Source organism: Anaerocolumna sp. AGMB13020, assembly GCF_033100115.1.
Lineage (GTDB): Bacteria > Bacillota > Clostridia > Lachnospirales > Lachnospiraceae > Anaerocolumna.
In genome coordinates, this window is sequence record NZ_CP136910.1 from 3506233 (window position 1) to 3521681 (window position 15449).

Genomic DNA, 15449 nt, shown 5'->3' on the forward strand with positions numbered 1-15449 from the left:
ATGTGAAAATAAATGCGATTTTCACCAAATGTGAAAATAGAAAGCGATTTTCGCGGAGTGTGAAAATGAAAAAATGATTTTCGCTGAGTGTGAAAATTAAGAACCAATTTTCACTTTTATCTAGGTAGTATCGCGAATGAACTCGCGATATGTACGGGTGTTATTGGGAAAGGAGAATTGTTGTGGAAAGAAATCTGAGAAAAGTTCGTACCGGTAAGGTAGTAAGTGATAAAATGGACAAAACAATCACCGTAGCTGTAATTGATCATGTTAAACATCCTTTATACAACAAGATCGTTAAGAGAACTTATAAGTTAAAGGCTCATGATGAGAACAATGAGTGCGGTATTGGTGATAGAGTAAAAGTTATGGAAACAAGACCTTTATCCAAGGATAAGAGATGGAGACTTGTTGAAGTTATTGAAAAAGCGAAATAATGTTATTCTGAAAGGAGTAAGGTCATGATACAGCAGGAATCAAGACTTAGAGTTGCTGATAATACCGGTGCAAAAGAATTACTCTGCATCAGGGTACTTGGTGGATCCACCAGGAGATATGCTAATATCGGTGATGTTATTGTTGCCAGCGTTAAAGATGCAACACCAGGCGGTGTTGTAAAAAAAGGTGACGTTGTAAAAGCTGTTGTTGTTCGTACTGTAAAAGGTGCTCGTCGTAAAGATGGTTCCTATATCAAGTTTGATGAGAACGCAGCTGTTATTATAAAAGAAGATAAAAATCCCAAAGGAACACGTATCTTCGGACCTGTTGCCAGGGAATTAAGAGAAAAACAGTTCATGAAGATTGTTTCATTAGCACCAGAAGTACTATAAGGAGGTGGAAAACCTGTGTCAATGTTAAAAATCAAAAAGGGAGATAACGTGAAAGTTATCACCGGTAAAGATAAAGGCAAAGAAGGTAAAGTAGTTGCTGTTGTAGACGGAAAAGTTCTGGTTGAAGGCGTAAACATGATCACAAAGCATGCAAAAGCTAATCAGGCTAATCCCAAGGGCGGAATCGTACATCAGGAGGCTCCTATCGATGCTTCTAACGTTATGTACGTTCACAAGGGAAAGACTACAAGAATCGGTTTTACTACAGTTGAAGGTAAAAAAGGTTCCAAAAAAGTACGTATCGCTAAAGTAAATGGCGACGTTATTGACTAATTCTAAGAGAGGAGGTCCCATAAGTTGACTAGATTAAAAGAACAATATTTGAACGAAATCGTAGCTGGAATGGAAAAGAAATTCGGTTACAAGAACACACTGGAAGTACCCAAATTAAACAAAATCGTTATTAATATGGGTGTCGGCGAAGCAAAGGAAAACTCCAAGCTTTTAGATGCTGCCATTAAAGATATGGAAACAATCGCTGGACAGAAAGCTGTTGTAACCAAAGCTAAGAAATCCGTAGCTAACTTTAAACTAAGAGAAGGCATGCCTATCGGTTGCAAAGTTACCTTAAGAGGAGATAAGATGTATGAGTTCGCTGATCGTCTTATTAACCTTGCACTCCCTCGCGTTCGTGACTTTAGAGGTGTAAGCGCAAACTCATTTGACGGAAGAGGAAACTATGCTCTCGGTATTAAAGAACAGGTTATTTTCCCTGAAATCGAATATGATAAAATTGACAAAGTCAGAGGTATGGATATAATTTTTGTTACTACTGCCAAGACCGATGAAGAAGCTCGTGAATTATTGACATTATTCGGTATGCCATTCAAAAAATAGTTAGGAGGGAATTTCATGGCTAAAACGTCTATGAAAATAAAACAGCAACGTACCCAGAAGTTTTCCACCAGAGAGTACAACCGCTGTAGAATCTGTGGCCGTCCACATGGTTATTTAAGAAAATACGGAGTTTGCAGAATCTGCTTCCGTGAATTAGCATATAAAGGACAAATACCAGGCGTTAAGAAAGCAAGCTGGTAATTAAAAGGAAGGAGGCAAACAACATGACAATGAGCGATCCTATTGCAGATATGCTTACAAGAATTCGTAATGCCAACACTGCAAAACATGATACTGTAGATATCCCTGCTTCAAAAATGAAGGTAGCGATAGCTGATATCCTTTTAAAAGAAGGTTATATCAGAAAGTATGATATTGAAGAAGTAGATGGTTTCAAAAACATCCATGTTACATTAAAGTATGGTAAAGATAAAAATGTTAAGATCATTACTGGTCTTAAGAGAATTTCCAAACCCGGACTTCGCGTTTATGCCAATACCGAGGAACTTCCTAAGGTACTTGGAGGACTTGGTGTAGCAATTATCTCCACCAATAAAGGTGTTGTAACCGATAAGGAAGCAAGAAAATTAAACGTAGGCGGCGAAGTACTGGCTTTCATTTGGTAATCAGCTGAAAACTACCCCCTTTTACCCGTTTTGCTAACAAAGCGGGAAAAAATTATGTATACAAAACATACTTCCGGCTGTATTATCCTGATAAACAGGAAGACAGCTAAGAAGTAATAAAATTATAGGAGGTGCGGGCATGTCACGTATAGGAAGAATGCCTATCGCTGTACCAGCTGGTGTAACCGTTGATATAGCAGAAAATAATAAAGTGACTGTAAAAGGTCCTAAGGGAACATTAGAAAGAGTGTTACCCTCTGAAATGGATATTAAACTTGAAGGTTCTGAGATTATTGTAACAAGACCTAATGACTTAAAGAAAATGAAATCTTTACATGGTCTTACAAGAACACTGGTTAACAATATGGTAACTGGTGTAACTGCCGGATATGAGAAAGTACTTGAAGTAAACGGTGTTGGTTACAGAGCTGCTAAATCCGGAAAGGAATTAACTTTAACACTTGGATATTCACATCCCGTAGTTATGGTTGATCCTGAAGGTATTGAGTCAGTATTAGAAGGACAGAACAAGATTACAGTTAAAGGTATAGATAAAGAAAAAGTCGGACAATACGCTGCTGAGATCAGAGATAAGAGAAGACCTGAGCCTTACAAAGGTAAAGGTATTAAATATGCTGATGAAGTTATCAGACGTAAAGTTGGTAAGACTGGTAAGAAATAATTGGAGGTGAAATAAAAATGGTTAGTAAAGAAGCAAGATCCAAAGTTCGTGTAAATAAACATAGAAAATTACGTAATCGTTTTTCCGGAACTCCTGAAAGACCGCGTCTTGCTGTGTTTAGAAGTAATACCCATATGTACGCTCAGATCATTGACGATACCGTAGGTACTACTTTAGTATCAGCTTCCACCCTGCAAAAGGATGTCAAGGCTGAGCTTGAAAAGACAAATGACGTAGCTGCAGCAGCATATTTAGGAACTGTTATTGCAAAGAAAGCAGTTGAAAAAGGCATCAAATCTGTTGTCTTTGATAGAGGCGGTTTCATATATCAGGGTAAAGTTAAAGCATTGGCAGAAGCAGCAAGAGAAGCTGGTCTGGAATTCTAAGCGAGGAGGGAAACACATGAAACGTACAATCGTTGATGTTGATCAACTGGAGTTAGTAGAAAAAGTAGTATCCATTAAACGTGTTACGAAAGTAGTAAAAGGTGGACGTAACTTCCGCTTTACAGCTTTAGTAGTAGTTGGTGATAAAAACGGCCATGTTGGAGCAGGTCTTGGAAAAGCAACAGAAATACCTGAAGCTATCCGTAAAGGAATTGAAGATGCCAAGAAGAAATTAATCTCATTCCCTATTGATGAAAACGGAAGTGTTCCTCATGACTATACAGGAAAATTCGGAGGCGCTACAGTACTTTTAAAGCGTTCACCAGAAGGTACCGGAATTATTGCTGGTGGTCCTGCACGTAACGTTCTTGAGCTTGCTGGTTTTAAGAATATTCGTACAAAATCACTTGGTTCCAATAACAAGCAGAACGTAGTTTTGGCAACAATCGAAGGATTAAGTCACTTAAGAACTCCTGAGGAAGTGGCTAAACTCCGTGGTATCACTGTAGAAGAGTTGTTAGGCTAGGAGGTGCCCAAGATGGCAGAGAAATTAAAAGTAACTTTAGTAAAGTCTACAATCAGTTCTATCCCTAAGCATAAGAAGACAGTGGAAGCATTAGGTCTTAGAAAGCTCCACAAAACGGTAGAATTACCCAACAATGAATGTGTTAGAGGTATGGTTGATCAGGTAAGACATTTAGTAAAGGTAGAAGAGATATAATTCCCAAGAAAGTAAGGAGGTGTACTAGATGAATTTATCAGAATTAAGACCGGCAGAAGGCTCCAAGCAAAGCGGAAATTTCAGAAAAGGCCGTGGACATGGTTCAGGTAATGGTAAAACTGCAGGTAAAGGACATAAAGGACAGAAGGCACGTTCCGGCGCACCCAGAGTAGGTTTCGAAGGTGGTCAGACTCCTTTTATCAGAACCTTACCTAAGAGAGGTTTTACAAACAGAAATACAAAAGAAATCGTAGCAATCAACGTAGACAGACTGAATGTTTTTGAAGATGGTTCTGTAGTTACTATCGCGAATTTAATCGAGACTGGTATCGTTAAGAACCCCAGAGATGGTGTTAAGATCCTAGGAAATGGAGAACTTACTAAGAAGCTTGACGTAAAAGTATCTGCATTCAGCGAATCTGCTGCAGAGAAAATTAAAGCTCTTGGTGGAAATGCTGAGGTGATTTAGGAGATGTTTAAAACAATCCGAAATGCTTTTAAGATTAAAGATATAAGAAATAAGTTAGTGTTTACTTTTATTGCATTAATTATCGTAAGACTTGGCTCTCAGCTCCCTGTACCAGAAATAAACAGGGAGTATTTCGCCCAATGGGTTTCGGGCCAGACTTCTTTAGGTTTCTTTGATACTTTAACTGGTGGTTCTTTTACTCAGATGTCAATATTTGCTCTGAATATTACACCTTATATTACATCCTCAATCATAATGCAGCTCCTTACCATTGCAATTCCTAAGTTAGAGGAAATGCAAAAAGACGGAGAAGACGGAAGAAAGAAGATTGCTGAATTTACACGTTACCTGACAGTTGTCTTAGCACTGGTTGAATCTGTTGCTATGGCTGTTGGTTTTGGTAATTCAGGTTTGTTAATCGGTGGATTAACTTTTGCTAATGTAGTAATCGTTGTTGCAGCTTTAACTGCAGGATCTACTTTTCTTATGTGGTTAGGTGAGAGAATCACAGAAAAAGGCGTTGGAAATGGTATCTCAATAATCCTTTTAGTCAATATCGTAGCCAAATTACCTAGTGACTTTACTAATCTTTTCAGAACATTCGTAACAGGTGCTTCCAGCGTTATCAATGGTATCCTTGGAACTGTTATCATTGTTCTGGTTACAGTATTTGTAATTGTATTTGTAGTTTTACTGCAGAGCGGACAGAGAAAAATCCCTGTTCAGTATGCAAAAAAAGTACAAGGCAGAAAAATGATAGGTGGACAATCCTCTCATATTCCTTTAAAAGTTAATACTGCAGGTGTTATTCCAGTAATTTTCGCTGGATCTATTATGCAGTTCCCTATTGTTGTATCATCTTTCTTTGATGTACATCCGGCAAGAGCATATTTCTGGCCTAAAGTATTATACTTATTAAATCAGAATAACTGGTGTAACTTTAAGAGCTTTGGTGAGTTCAAATACACTCTTGGCTTACTTATTTACATTGTTTTAATTATCTTCTTCGCTTACTTCTATACTTCAATTACATTTAATCCACTTGAAGTATCCAACAATATGAAGAAGCAGGGTGGATTTATCCCGGGTATCCGTCCCGGTAAGCCCACAGCGGAATACCTTACAAAAGTAGTAAATAACGTTATTTTAATCGGTGCAATTGGTTTAACTATCGTGTCTGTAGTTCCTATTTTCTTCTCAGGAAGCTTCAACGCACAGGTAACCTTTGGTGGAACATCTATCATTATTATCGTTGGTGTTGTTCTTGAGACCATGAAGCAGATTGAATCCCAGATGTTAGTACGTCATTACAAGGGATTCTTAAATGATTAATAAAATACAGATAAACTGCAGGCGGGGCACAGCCCCGCCATTTGCAGATTGCTTTTCGAAGGGAGTTTACAAAAATGAAGATCATTATGTTAGGCGCACCTGGCGCAGGTAAAGGAACACAGGCTAAGAGACTTGCTGAAAAATTTACTATTCCTCATATATCAACAGGCGATATTTTCAGAGCAAATATCAAAAATGGTACTGAGCTTGGAAAGAAAGCCAAAGGCTACATGGATCAGGGGCTTTTAGTACCTGACGAGCTTGTAGTTGATCTTGTAGTTGACCGAATCAAACAGGCAGACTGCGAGAAGGGATACATTCTTGATGGTTTTCCCAGAACTATTCCACAGGCAGAAGCACTGGATAATGCTTTAAAAGCAATCGATGAGAAGGTTGATTTTGCTGTCAATGTAGAAGTACCTGACAGTGATATCGTAAGCAGAATGTCCGGCAGAAGAGCTTGCTTAAACTGTGGCGCTACTTATCATGTTGTTACCATTCCTACCAAAGTAGAGGGTATCTGTGATACTTGCGGCAGCGAGATCGTATTAAGAGAGGATGATAAGCCTGAGACTGTATTAAAACGTCTTGAGATATATCATAATCAGACACAGCCTTTAATTGATTATTACACCAAGCAGGGAATATTAAAAGAAGTTGACGGAAGAAAGAATATGACCGATACTTTCGAAGATATCTTAAAAGTCCTTGGAAAGTAATATATAAATGAATTAAGTCTTTTACCTCTTAGCAATACAAAAATGCCATATTAAGGCTTTTTACATCCGAAAGAGGAGAAACTTATATTTAACTTATATATAGCGAATTAAATGATAAAGCAGATGCAGGGAGTGATTATTATGTCAGTAACAATAAAATCAGAGAGAGAAATAGAATTAATGCGTGAGGCGGGAAAGATTCTGGCGGCTGTTCATGAAGAGCTGAGAGAATTCATACAACCGGGAATCACCACTCTGGATATTGACAAAAAAACCAGAGAATTAATTAAAGGTTATGGCTGCATTGCATCCTTTCTTAATTATAATGGTTATCCTGCATCTGTCTGTGTTTCTGTAAACGAGCAGGTGGTTCATGGAATCCCCTCCAAGGGAAGAATATTAAACAATGGAGATATTGTAAGCTTGGATGCAGGTGTGATATATAAAGGATATCATTCGGATGCCGCCAGAACCTGGGCAGTAGGTGAAATTACGGAAGATGCAAAAGAACTCATACGGGTAACGCAACAAAGTTTTTTTGAGGGTATTAAATATGCAAAAACTGGCAATCATTTAAATGATATATCCTCTGCAATTCAAAACTATGTGGAATCTTTTGGGTTTTCGGTTGTTAGAGACCTTGTAGGACACGGCATCGGTACGAAGCTCCATGAAGACCCACAGATTCCAAACTTTGCACAGAAAAGAAGAGGAATCAGGCTTGAGCCGGGAATGACCTTCGCCATAGAACCTATGGTAAATGCAGGACGGCCTGAAGTTTACTGGGAAAGTGATGACTGGACAGTTGTAACGGAAGACAGATCCCTGTCGGCGCATTATGAGAACACCATTCTGATAACAGAGGGTGAGCCGGAAATATTCTCTTTAAAATAAAGCAGGAATAACGGAGCCGTAAAAGTGGATTATATGATTGGCAGAGGTGCAATATCCACCGCAGGACATGACATCGGAAAATGCTATGTCATATGCAGAGCAGATGATGAATATGTATATCTAGTGGATGGTATTGCCAGAAACATAAAAAACCCAAAGAAAAAGAACAAAAAGCATATTAAGTGCATTGAAGGAACCGAAAATCTCCTTCCATGCATCAATGATAATAACATAATAACCCGGAATGAAGATATCAAAAGAGCAATTAAAACTTACAGTAAGATATATAAAGGGGCTATACCCTGGTAATCTGTTGTATTTCTTCAAATTTATGGAGGTGACTTAATGTCCAAATCAGATGTAGTTGAAATTGAAGGAACCGTTATTGAGAAATTACCCAATGCTATGTTCCAGGTTGAACTGGAAAATGGCCATCGCGTACTGGCTCACATCAGCGGAAAACTACGTATGAACTTTATTAAAATCGTACCCGGTGACAAAGTAACTTTAGAATTATCTCCCTATGATTTAACCAAAGGAAGAATTATCTGGAGAGATAAATAAAATACTAAAATTTACTTGATTTTTCTTCTGTCATTTGTTATAATGATAGACGGACTTTTTTTGAAAGGAGTGAATTACTGTGAAGGTAAGGTCATCAGTAAAACCCATCTGCGAAAAGTGCAAGATTATAAAGAGAAAGGGAAGTATCAGAGTAATCTGCGAGAATCCCAGACACAAACAAAGACAAGGCTAATAATCAGTTAAGGGCTGCGAATGCGGCATAACTGTTTTATATAAGGCGTTTACAGGATAATTCATCAGAGGGTATCATTGATATATCAAACTGTGAAGTATAACCGTTAATTCTCAGGAAATACCGGTTAAGATTTATCCGGAAGCTTATCTGATAGGTTTTCATGTGAACGACAATATATAGTTCTTGCTTTCTGTGTTACAATCTGCTTTTTTGCAATTGTGATATTGTGGGTAAATCAAAATGGTTTATCTTGAAATCTATGGGGTTTCAGCGGATTAACCTTAGGGTTAGTCTGTCACAATTTAAAGCGGCTGCGCAATGAAACACCAGGTGGTGTTGTTCATTGCAAAATATCATTTTATTATTGAAAATGTTACAAAATCAGCTTCCAGGGATATAAGGAACGGGTATGCATTTCACCATATATCAGATATTCTGTTATATGATACTTTTTTCATCCTACCGGAGCAACCTTAAAAAACAACGGAGGTGTAATACGCACATGGCTCGTATCAGTGGTGTAGATTTACCAAGAGAGAAACGTGTAGAAATCGGTCTTACTTATGTTTATGGTATCGGCAGAGTAAGTTCTAACCGTATTTTAAAAGAAGCAAATGTTAATCCTGACACACGCGTTAGAGATTTAACAGACGAAGAAGTTGGCAGAATTCGTGATATTATTGATGCAACTCAGACAGTTGAAGGTGATTTACGTAGAGAGATCGCTCTTAATATCAAGAGACTTCAGGAAATTGGATGCTACAGAGGAATCCGTCATAGAAAAGGCCTTCCTGTTCGTGGACAGAAGACTAAAACTAACGCTAGAACAAGAAAAGGTCCTAAGCGTACAGTTGCTAATAAGAAGAAATAATATTATCCAGTTACTACGAGAAATTCTTAGAATTTCAAGTTCTGTAACGGCAAGGTATGCATTTGCTGTATAACAGCAAAGGTATAAACCGCTCGTAAGAACCGCAGTGGCTGAATAGTCACGAAATAAGGTAATTAAAATCCAACAGGAGGGTTTGTTAAATGGCTAAGAAAATAGCAAAAAAAGTGACTAAGAAACGTGTTAAGAAAAACGTTGATCGTGGACAGGCACATATCCAGTCATCTTTTAACAATACAATTGTTACTCTGACAGATGCAGAAGGCAACGCTCTTTCATGGGCCAGTGCCGGTGGTTTAGGCTTTAGAGGTTCCAGAAAGTCAACTCCCTATGCAGCACAGATGGCAGCTGAAACAGCAGCAAAGGCAGCTTTAGTTCATGGTTTAAAAACAGTTGACGTAATGGTTAAAGGTCCCGGATCAGGAAGAGAAGCAGCAATTCGTGCACTTCAGGCTTGCGGCATTGAAGTAACAAGTATCAAGGATGTCACACCGGTTCCTCATAACGGCTGTAGACCACCTAAACGCAGAAGAGTCTAATAGAGGAGGTAAGTAACAATGGCAAGAGACATGGGTCCTGTATTAAAAAAATGTAGAACACTCGGACTTGAACCGTCTGTTTTAGGAATTGATAAGAAGTCCAACAGAACTTCTTCCAGAGCAGGAAAAAAGGTTAGTGAATACGGTACACAGTTAAGGGAAAAACAGAAAGCTAAGTTTATCTATGGCGTTCTGGAGAAACCTTTCAGAAATAATTTTGATAAAGCAAAGAAAATGAAAATCGGTACTACCGGTGAGAATCTGATGATTCTTCTTGAGCTCAGACTGGATAACGTAGTTTTCCGTTTAGGCTTTGGCAGAACCAGAAGCGAAGCAAGACAGATTGTTGACCACAAGCACGTTTTAGTTAATGGCAAGTGCATCAACATTCCTTCCTATTCAGTAAAAGCAGGAGACGTTATTGAAATCAAAGAGAAATTCAAGAGCGCTCAAAGATATAAAGATGTTTTAGAAGTAACAGCTGGCAGACTTGTTCCAGCATGGCTTGAAGCAGATCAAGAGTCCCTTAAAGGAACTGTAAAAGAACTGCCTTCAAGAGATCAAATTGATGTTCCGGTAAATGAAGTGCTTATCGTCGAGTTGTATTCTAAGTAATCATTAATCGTATCATAATAACCCAAAAGGAGGGTCCTATTGTGTTTGATTTTGAGAAACCAAAAATTGAAATTGCAGAAATTTCTGAAGATAAAAAATTTGGACGTTTTGTAGTAGAACCTTTGGAACGAGGATACGGTACAACCTTGGGCAATTCTTTACGTAGAATTATGCTTTCATCCTTACCCGGAGCTGCAGTAAGTCAAGTTAAGATTGATGGTGTAGTTCACGAGTTCAGTGCAATTCCAGGTGTAAAAGAAGACGTTACTGAAATCATCATGAACTTAAAAAGCCTTGCAATCAAAAATACCAGTGAGACAAATGAGCCTAAAACGGCATACATTGAATTCGAAGGAGAAGGTATCGTAACAGCAGGAGATATCCAGGCTGATCCCGATATAGAAGTATTAAATCCTGAGCTGGTGCTTGCAACTCTGAATGGTGGCAATGACAGCAAGCTGTATATGGAAATTACCATAACAAAAGGTAGAGGATATATTAGTGCAGATAAGAACAAAAATGACGATCTGCCTATCGGTGTAATCCCTATTGATTCCATCTACACTCCTGTTGAGCGTGTTAACTTAAGCGTTGAGAATACCCGTGTTGGACAGATTACTGACTTTGATAAGCTTACACTTGATGTATTTACCAATGGAACTTTAGCTCCCGATGAAGCTGTCAGCTTAGCTGCCAAGGTTCTGAGCGAGCATCTGAACTCATTTATCGATTTATCTGAAAATGCCAAGACTGCAGAGATCATGGTTGAAAAAGAAGATAATGAGAAAGAGAAAGTTCTTGAAATGAATATCGACGAACTGGAGTTATCCGTTCGCTCTTATAATTGTCTTAAGAGAGCCGGCATTAATACGGTTGAAGAATTAACGAATAAAACTTCTGAAGATATGATGAAGGTAAGAAACCTTGGTCGTAAGTCCTTAGAGGAAGTGCTTGCAAAACTGAAAGAGCTTGGCTTATCACTTAATGTAAGTGATGAGTAGGTATTAAGATAAAGGAGGGAAACAAATGGCAGCCTATAGAAAACTTGGAAGAACATCCGATCAGAGAAAGGCATTGCTGAGAAGTCAGGTTACCAGCCTGTTATATCACGGCAAGATCAGGACAACTGAAGCCAAAGCAAAAGAAATCCGTAAAATTGCTGAGAGCATTATCGCATTAGCTGTAAAAGAGAAAGATAATTTCGAAACAGTTACAGTAAAAGCTAAAGTTGCCCGTAAAGATAAAGAAGGTAAAACTGTTAAAGAAGTTATAAACGGAAAGAAAGTTACTGTATTTGATGAAGTTGACAAAACTATCACAAAAGACAGCGCATCCCGTCTTCATGCTAGAAGACAGATGTTAAAGCAGCTGTATACAGTTAAAGAAGTTCCCACAGAAGCAGCTGGTAGAAAGAGAAATACAAAGACTGTAGATGTGACAGACAAACTTTTCGAGGAAATTGCTCCTAAGTATGTAAACCGTAACGGTGGCTATACAAGAATCATCAAAATTGGCCAGCGTAAAGGTGATGCAGCGATGGAAGTTCTTATCGAGTTAGTTTAATTATAACACTGCAATAGAAAAAGGCAGAAGCACTTAATGTATGTTAAGTTGCTTCTGCCTTTTGTGATAGCTGTTAAAGTGATAGCTACTCTATTTAAGTATTTTAGGTACAGGGTAATAACGGAACTCCGCTTTGCCGATAATTTCGTCTTTGGTGGCAAAGGTGTTCTCCCAGAATCTGGAGTCCAGAGAATCATTGCGGTTATCACCCATAAGGAAATAGGAATCCTCCGGTACCGTATAAGGACCATAGTCTCCAACAGGTGTCTCCTTTAAGTAATTCTCCTCTAAGGGAGTGGTACTGCCGTTGATATAGACCTTTCCGTCCTTAATATCAATTGTTTCACCGGGTAACCCAATTATACGCTTTAAATACTGCTGAGTCTCGTCATCGGGAAAATCAAAGACTATGATGTCACCACGTTTGGGTTCACCAAAAGTATAAGCTAACCGAAAAGCGATAATACGGTCACCAATTTTAATGGTGTTTTCCATGGAACCGGTAGGTACTTCTGCACTGACAACCACATACCGATTTAACACAAAAGATAGAGCTAAGGCACAGGCAATAAGTACAATCCAACTAAGGATCTCTTTTTTGACTGAAAATTTCCCGTTATTATTATCTCCAGTATTACTATCTTTTTCGGTGGAAGTATCTAAGCCTTCCTCATTTTGCTTGAAGTCTTCCATATAATCCTCATTTCATATCAAATTATTTGTAAAGTACGTTTACCATTGTAACATAATTGGAAATGTTAAACAAGAACTACAAATCGAACAAATCTTACAATTAAATTAACATTTGTGTATACAACTTATTTTGGGATTTTACTGGATCAAAAATACGTTGCAAATGTGGGAATAATAATTTACAATGTAAAAAGTATTGACAGTAGTAATGACAGCTGTGATAGAAAGTAAAATAAGAAAATATTGCAGATGAGGTTAAACTACAATAAATGACTACATAATAAGAGCAATGGGATGAAAAGCTTATATGAAAGCCTTCAAGTTAAAAATCTATATATAAGATGTTAAAAGCCTCTGAGTTAGAAATTAAGTATAAGATGTTTCAAGTTAAAAATTATATATAAGATGTTAAAGGTTATCAAATTAGAAATTTAATATAAAATGTTTAAAGCTATCAGGATAGAAATTTAATGTAGGATGTTTAAAGCTATCAAGTTAGAAATTTAATATAAGATGTTTAAAGCTATCAAGTTAGAAATTTAATATAAGATGTTTAAAGCTATCAAGTTAGAAATTTAATATAAGATGTTTAAAGCTATCAAGTTAGAAATTTAATGTAGGATGTTTAAAGCTATCAAGTTATAAATTTATATAAAAGATTTAAAGCCTTCAAGTTAAAAAATATATAAGATGTTGAAAGCTTTCAATGATAAGCTTATATGTGAAAATTCAAAGTATTAACATAAAAGATAGATAAGGCTTTTGCAAATAAATATGGAAATACTAAGTTTTTGACATAAAGGTATGTATTAATTCTTTAGACAGAAGGAATTAATACAAGGTAAATTAATAGTGGGTTTTATAGTTTTATAGTGTTCTCCTTTTGAGTAATCCTGAGAAAAACTTATTAAATACCCATACATGAAGTTGATTTACGAAAAGAATGTTTTAATTACGCTTAACAAATCTTTAATCTGTGATTGAAGATTCAGGAAAGAGGTTATTATGGAAATGGTTAAAACAGAAGGTTTGATTTTTGAATATATCAGACGAAATGATGAAGGTGAAGTTGAGTCTATAAACCGAGCCGTTGACAACGTGAATTTAGGAATAAAAAAAGGTGATTTTGTAGCGATTCTGGGACATAACGGTTCTGGCAAATCCACTCTTGCAAAGCATATGAATGCGATACTTACACCTACTGAAGGTGTTATGTGGGTAGGCGGTATTAATACAAGAGAAGAAGAACAGCTTTGGGATATCAGGCAGAACGCAGGTATGGTGTTTCAGAATCCGGATAACCAGATTATTGGTACCGTTGTAGAAGAGGATGTTGGTTTTGGAGCAGAGAATCTTGGGGTACCCACAGAGGAAATCTGGGAAAGAGTTGAGAAGAGTCTGAAAGCAGTAGGGATGTTGGATTATCGAAAGCATTCGCCTAATAAGCTGTCAGGGGGGCAAAAACAGAGAGTTGCCATTGCAGGTGTCATGGCTATGAAGCCACAATGCATTGTTCTTGATGAACCTACAGCCATGCTTGATCCCATGGGACGCAAGGAAGTTATTGAGACGGTAATGGAATTAAATAAGAAAGAAAAAGTAACGGTAATCCTGATAACACATTATATGGAAGAAGTTATCAATGCCGATAAAGTCTTTGTAATGGATAAAGGCAAAGTTGTAATGGAAGGCACACCAAGAGAGATTTTTAAAGAGGTAGACGAATTAAAGAAATACCGATTGGATGTTCCCCAGGTGACTGAATTAAGCCATGAACTAAGGAAAAAGGGTCTTGCTGTACCGGAAGGTATACTGACAGTAGAAGAGCTGGTCAAGGTATTAACCTCCCTTCCAAAGAAATAGACCTGTGCAGACGCAGAAAAGAGGTAGTTATGCCAATAATAATAGATAATTTACAATATGTGTACAGCCCTCAGACAGCATATGAAAAGCAGGCGCTAAAGGATGTCAGTCTGGTTATAAATGACGGAGAATTTATTGGACTAATCGGACATACAGGTTCTGGTAAATCTACTCTGATACAGCATTTAAATGGACTTCTAAAAGCTACAGCAGGTAAAATATATTTCAATGGCCAGGATATTTATGAAAAAGATTACAATATGAAATACTTAAGGAGTAAGGTTGGATTGGTATTTCAATATCCTGAGCACCAGCTATTTGAGACAACCGTTTATAAGGATGTAAGTTTTGGGCCGAAGAATTTGGGACTGGAGCAGGTCGAAATTGATTTAAGAACCTATGAAGCCATTAAGATGGTTGGTCTTGGAGAGGATATGATAGATGCCTCACCTTTTGAACTATCAGGCGGACAAAAGCGAAGAGTAGCCATAGCCGGCGTATTGGCCATGAAACCGGAAGTGCTCATTTTGGATGAACCAACCGCAGGTTTAGACCCGAAAGGCAGGGATGAGATACTGGAGCAGATTAATAAGCTTCATAAAGAAAGTGGAATAACAATTATTTTAGTGTCTCACAGCATGGAAGATGTGGCGAAATACGCAGACAGGCTGATTGTGATGAACAAAGCCGCTGTAGCATTCAACGACACACCTCACAAGGTATTTGAGCATTATAAGGAATTGGAGGCAATGGGACTTGCGGCTCCTCAGGTAACTTATGTGATGCATGAATTAAAGAGCAGAGGTATTCCTGTAAAAACAGACGCTACAACGGTGGAAGAAGCTGCAGGAGAAATACTGAAAGCGTTAAAGCAATAAATAAGGATACTGAAAGAAAATATCAGTAATTAGGAAAGGAATGCCACAGGCTGATCTCACAGCCTTAAAAGGTGGCAGTACCGCAGTTTCTCT

General features: G+C 37.8%; 25 protein-coding genes. 24 read left to right on the forward strand and 1 reads right to left on the reverse strand.

Annotated elements, in window-relative coordinates; genetic code table 11:
- Positions 1–182 precede the first annotated feature (182 nt).
- The 22 genes from rpsQ (at position 183) to R2R35_RS14545 (ending at position 11922) form a co-directional block, all read left to right on the forward strand.
- Positions 183–437: a 30S ribosomal protein S17 gene (gene rpsQ, locus R2R35_RS14440; protein ID WP_317730532.1), complete on the forward strand. Its 255-nt coding sequence runs from the start codon at positions 183–185 to the stop codon at positions 435–437.
- A gap of 24 nt (positions 438–461) precedes the next feature.
- Complete coding sequence (gene rplN, locus R2R35_RS14445) at positions 462–830, forward strand: 50S ribosomal protein L14 (protein WP_073278618.1); 369 nt, start codon at positions 462–464, stop codon at positions 828–830.
- 15 nt (positions 831–845) lie between these two features.
- Positions 846–1163: a 50S ribosomal protein L24 gene (gene rplX, locus R2R35_RS14450; protein WP_033168718.1), complete on the forward strand. Its 318-nt coding sequence runs from the start codon at positions 846–848 to the stop codon at positions 1161–1163.
- A 24-nt stretch (positions 1164–1187) separates the two neighbouring features.
- Positions 1188–1727, forward strand: coding sequence for a 50S ribosomal protein L5 (gene rplE, locus R2R35_RS14455; protein ID WP_033168717.1), 540 nt, complete (start codon positions 1188–1190; stop codon positions 1725–1727).
- Positions 1728–1742: 15 nt separating this feature from the next.
- The gene (locus R2R35_RS14460; RefSeq protein WP_033168716.1) at positions 1743–1928 is read left to right on the forward strand and encodes a type Z 30S ribosomal protein S14; all 186 of its coding nucleotides are present in this window, start codon (positions 1743–1745) and stop codon (positions 1926–1928) included.
- Between the two features lie 23 nt (positions 1929–1951).
- Positions 1952–2353: a 30S ribosomal protein S8 gene (rpsH, locus tag R2R35_RS14465; RefSeq protein WP_317730533.1), complete on the forward strand. Its 402-nt coding sequence runs from the start codon at positions 1952–1954 to the stop codon at positions 2351–2353.
- 139 nt (positions 2354–2492) lie between these two features.
- Positions 2493–3035 (forward strand): 50S ribosomal protein L6, encoded by a 543-nt coding sequence (gene rplF, locus R2R35_RS14470; RefSeq protein ID WP_317730534.1) that lies wholly within the window; start codon positions 2493–2495, stop codon positions 3033–3035.
- 17 nt (positions 3036–3052) lie between these two features.
- On the forward strand, positions 3053–3421 hold the full coding sequence (rplR, locus tag R2R35_RS14475; RefSeq protein WP_317730535.1) for a 50S ribosomal protein L18: 369 nt from the start codon (positions 3053–3055) through the stop codon (positions 3419–3421).
- 16 nt (positions 3422–3437) lie between these two features.
- Positions 3438–3947: a 30S ribosomal protein S5 gene (gene rpsE / locus R2R35_RS14480; protein ID WP_033168712.1), complete on the forward strand. Its 510-nt coding sequence runs from the start codon at positions 3438–3440 to the stop codon at positions 3945–3947.
- 12 nt (positions 3948–3959) lie between these two features.
- Complete coding sequence (gene rpmD / locus R2R35_RS14485; protein WP_033168711.1) at positions 3960–4142, forward strand: 50S ribosomal protein L30; 183 nt, start codon at positions 3960–3962, stop codon at positions 4140–4142.
- Between the two features lie 28 nt (positions 4143–4170).
- Positions 4171–4611 (forward strand): 50S ribosomal protein L15, encoded by a 441-nt coding sequence (rplO, locus tag R2R35_RS14490; RefSeq protein ID WP_317730536.1) that lies wholly within the window; start codon positions 4171–4173, stop codon positions 4609–4611.
- A 3-nt stretch (positions 4612–4614) separates the two neighbouring features.
- Positions 4615–5943 carry a preprotein translocase subunit SecY gene (gene secY / locus R2R35_RS14495; protein WP_317730537.1) on the forward strand — a complete coding sequence of 443 codons (1329 nt, stop codon included), beginning with the start codon at positions 4615–4617 and terminating at the stop codon, positions 5941–5943.
- 74 nt (positions 5944–6017) lie between these two features.
- Complete coding sequence (locus tag R2R35_RS14500) at positions 6018–6662, forward strand: adenylate kinase (protein ID WP_317730538.1); 645 nt, start codon at positions 6018–6020, stop codon at positions 6660–6662.
- A 141-nt stretch (positions 6663–6803) separates the two neighbouring features.
- Entirely contained in the window at positions 6804–7556 is a 753-nt protein-coding gene (gene map / locus R2R35_RS14505; RefSeq protein WP_317730539.1) for a type I methionyl aminopeptidase, read from the forward strand.
- A 24-nt stretch (positions 7557–7580) separates the two neighbouring features.
- Positions 7581–7865, forward strand: coding sequence for a 50S ribosomal protein L14 (locus tag R2R35_RS14510; RefSeq protein ID WP_317730540.1), 285 nt, complete (start codon positions 7581–7583; stop codon positions 7863–7865).
- A gap of 36 nt (positions 7866–7901) precedes the next feature.
- A complete protein-coding gene (gene infA, locus R2R35_RS14515) occupies positions 7902–8120 on the forward strand; it encodes a translation initiation factor IF-1 (protein ID WP_033168705.1) in 219 nt (72 codons plus the stop codon).
- A 79-nt stretch (positions 8121–8199) separates the two neighbouring features.
- Entirely contained in the window at positions 8200–8313 is a 114-nt protein-coding gene (gene rpmJ / locus R2R35_RS14520; protein WP_073285411.1) for a 50S ribosomal protein L36, read from the forward strand.
- 505 nt (positions 8314–8818) lie between these two features.
- Entirely contained in the window at positions 8819–9187 is a 369-nt protein-coding gene (gene rpsM / locus R2R35_RS14525; protein WP_033168704.1) for a 30S ribosomal protein S13, read from the forward strand.
- 161 nt (positions 9188–9348) lie between these two features.
- Positions 9349–9744, forward strand: coding sequence for a 30S ribosomal protein S11 (gene rpsK / locus R2R35_RS14530; RefSeq protein WP_033168703.1), 396 nt, complete (start codon positions 9349–9351; stop codon positions 9742–9744).
- Positions 9745–9762: 18 nt separating this feature from the next.
- Complete coding sequence (rpsD, locus tag R2R35_RS14535) at positions 9763–10359, forward strand: 30S ribosomal protein S4 (RefSeq protein ID WP_317730541.1); 597 nt, start codon at positions 9763–9765, stop codon at positions 10357–10359.
- 41 nt (positions 10360–10400) lie between these two features.
- Positions 10401–11360 carry a DNA-directed RNA polymerase subunit alpha gene (locus R2R35_RS14540; protein ID WP_033168701.1) on the forward strand — a complete coding sequence of 320 codons (960 nt, stop codon included), beginning with the start codon at positions 10401–10403 and terminating at the stop codon, positions 11358–11360.
- 25 nt (positions 11361–11385) lie between these two features.
- Positions 11386–11922: a bL17 family ribosomal protein gene (locus R2R35_RS14545; RefSeq protein ID WP_033168700.1), complete on the forward strand. Its 537-nt coding sequence runs from the start codon at positions 11386–11388 to the stop codon at positions 11920–11922.
- Between the two features lie 90 nt (positions 11923–12012).
- Here R2R35_RS14545 and lepB read toward each other — a convergent pair whose 3' ends face one another.
- Complete coding sequence (gene lepB / locus R2R35_RS14550) at positions 12013–12615, reverse strand: signal peptidase I (RefSeq protein ID WP_317730542.1); 603 nt, start codon at positions 12613–12615, stop codon at positions 12013–12015.
- Positions 12616–13620: 1005 nt separating this feature from the next.
- Between lepB and R2R35_RS14555 the strand changes: the two genes are divergently transcribed.
- Both R2R35_RS14555 and R2R35_RS14560 read left to right on the forward strand, forming a co-directional pair.
- Complete coding sequence (locus R2R35_RS14555; protein WP_317730544.1) at positions 13621–14478, forward strand: energy-coupling factor transporter ATPase; 858 nt, start codon at positions 13621–13623, stop codon at positions 14476–14478.
- A 29-nt stretch (positions 14479–14507) separates the two neighbouring features.
- Positions 14508–15356 (forward strand): energy-coupling factor transporter ATPase, encoded by an 849-nt coding sequence (locus tag R2R35_RS14560; RefSeq protein ID WP_317730545.1) that lies wholly within the window; start codon positions 14508–14510, stop codon positions 15354–15356.
- Positions 15357–15449: the final 93 nt, after the last annotated feature.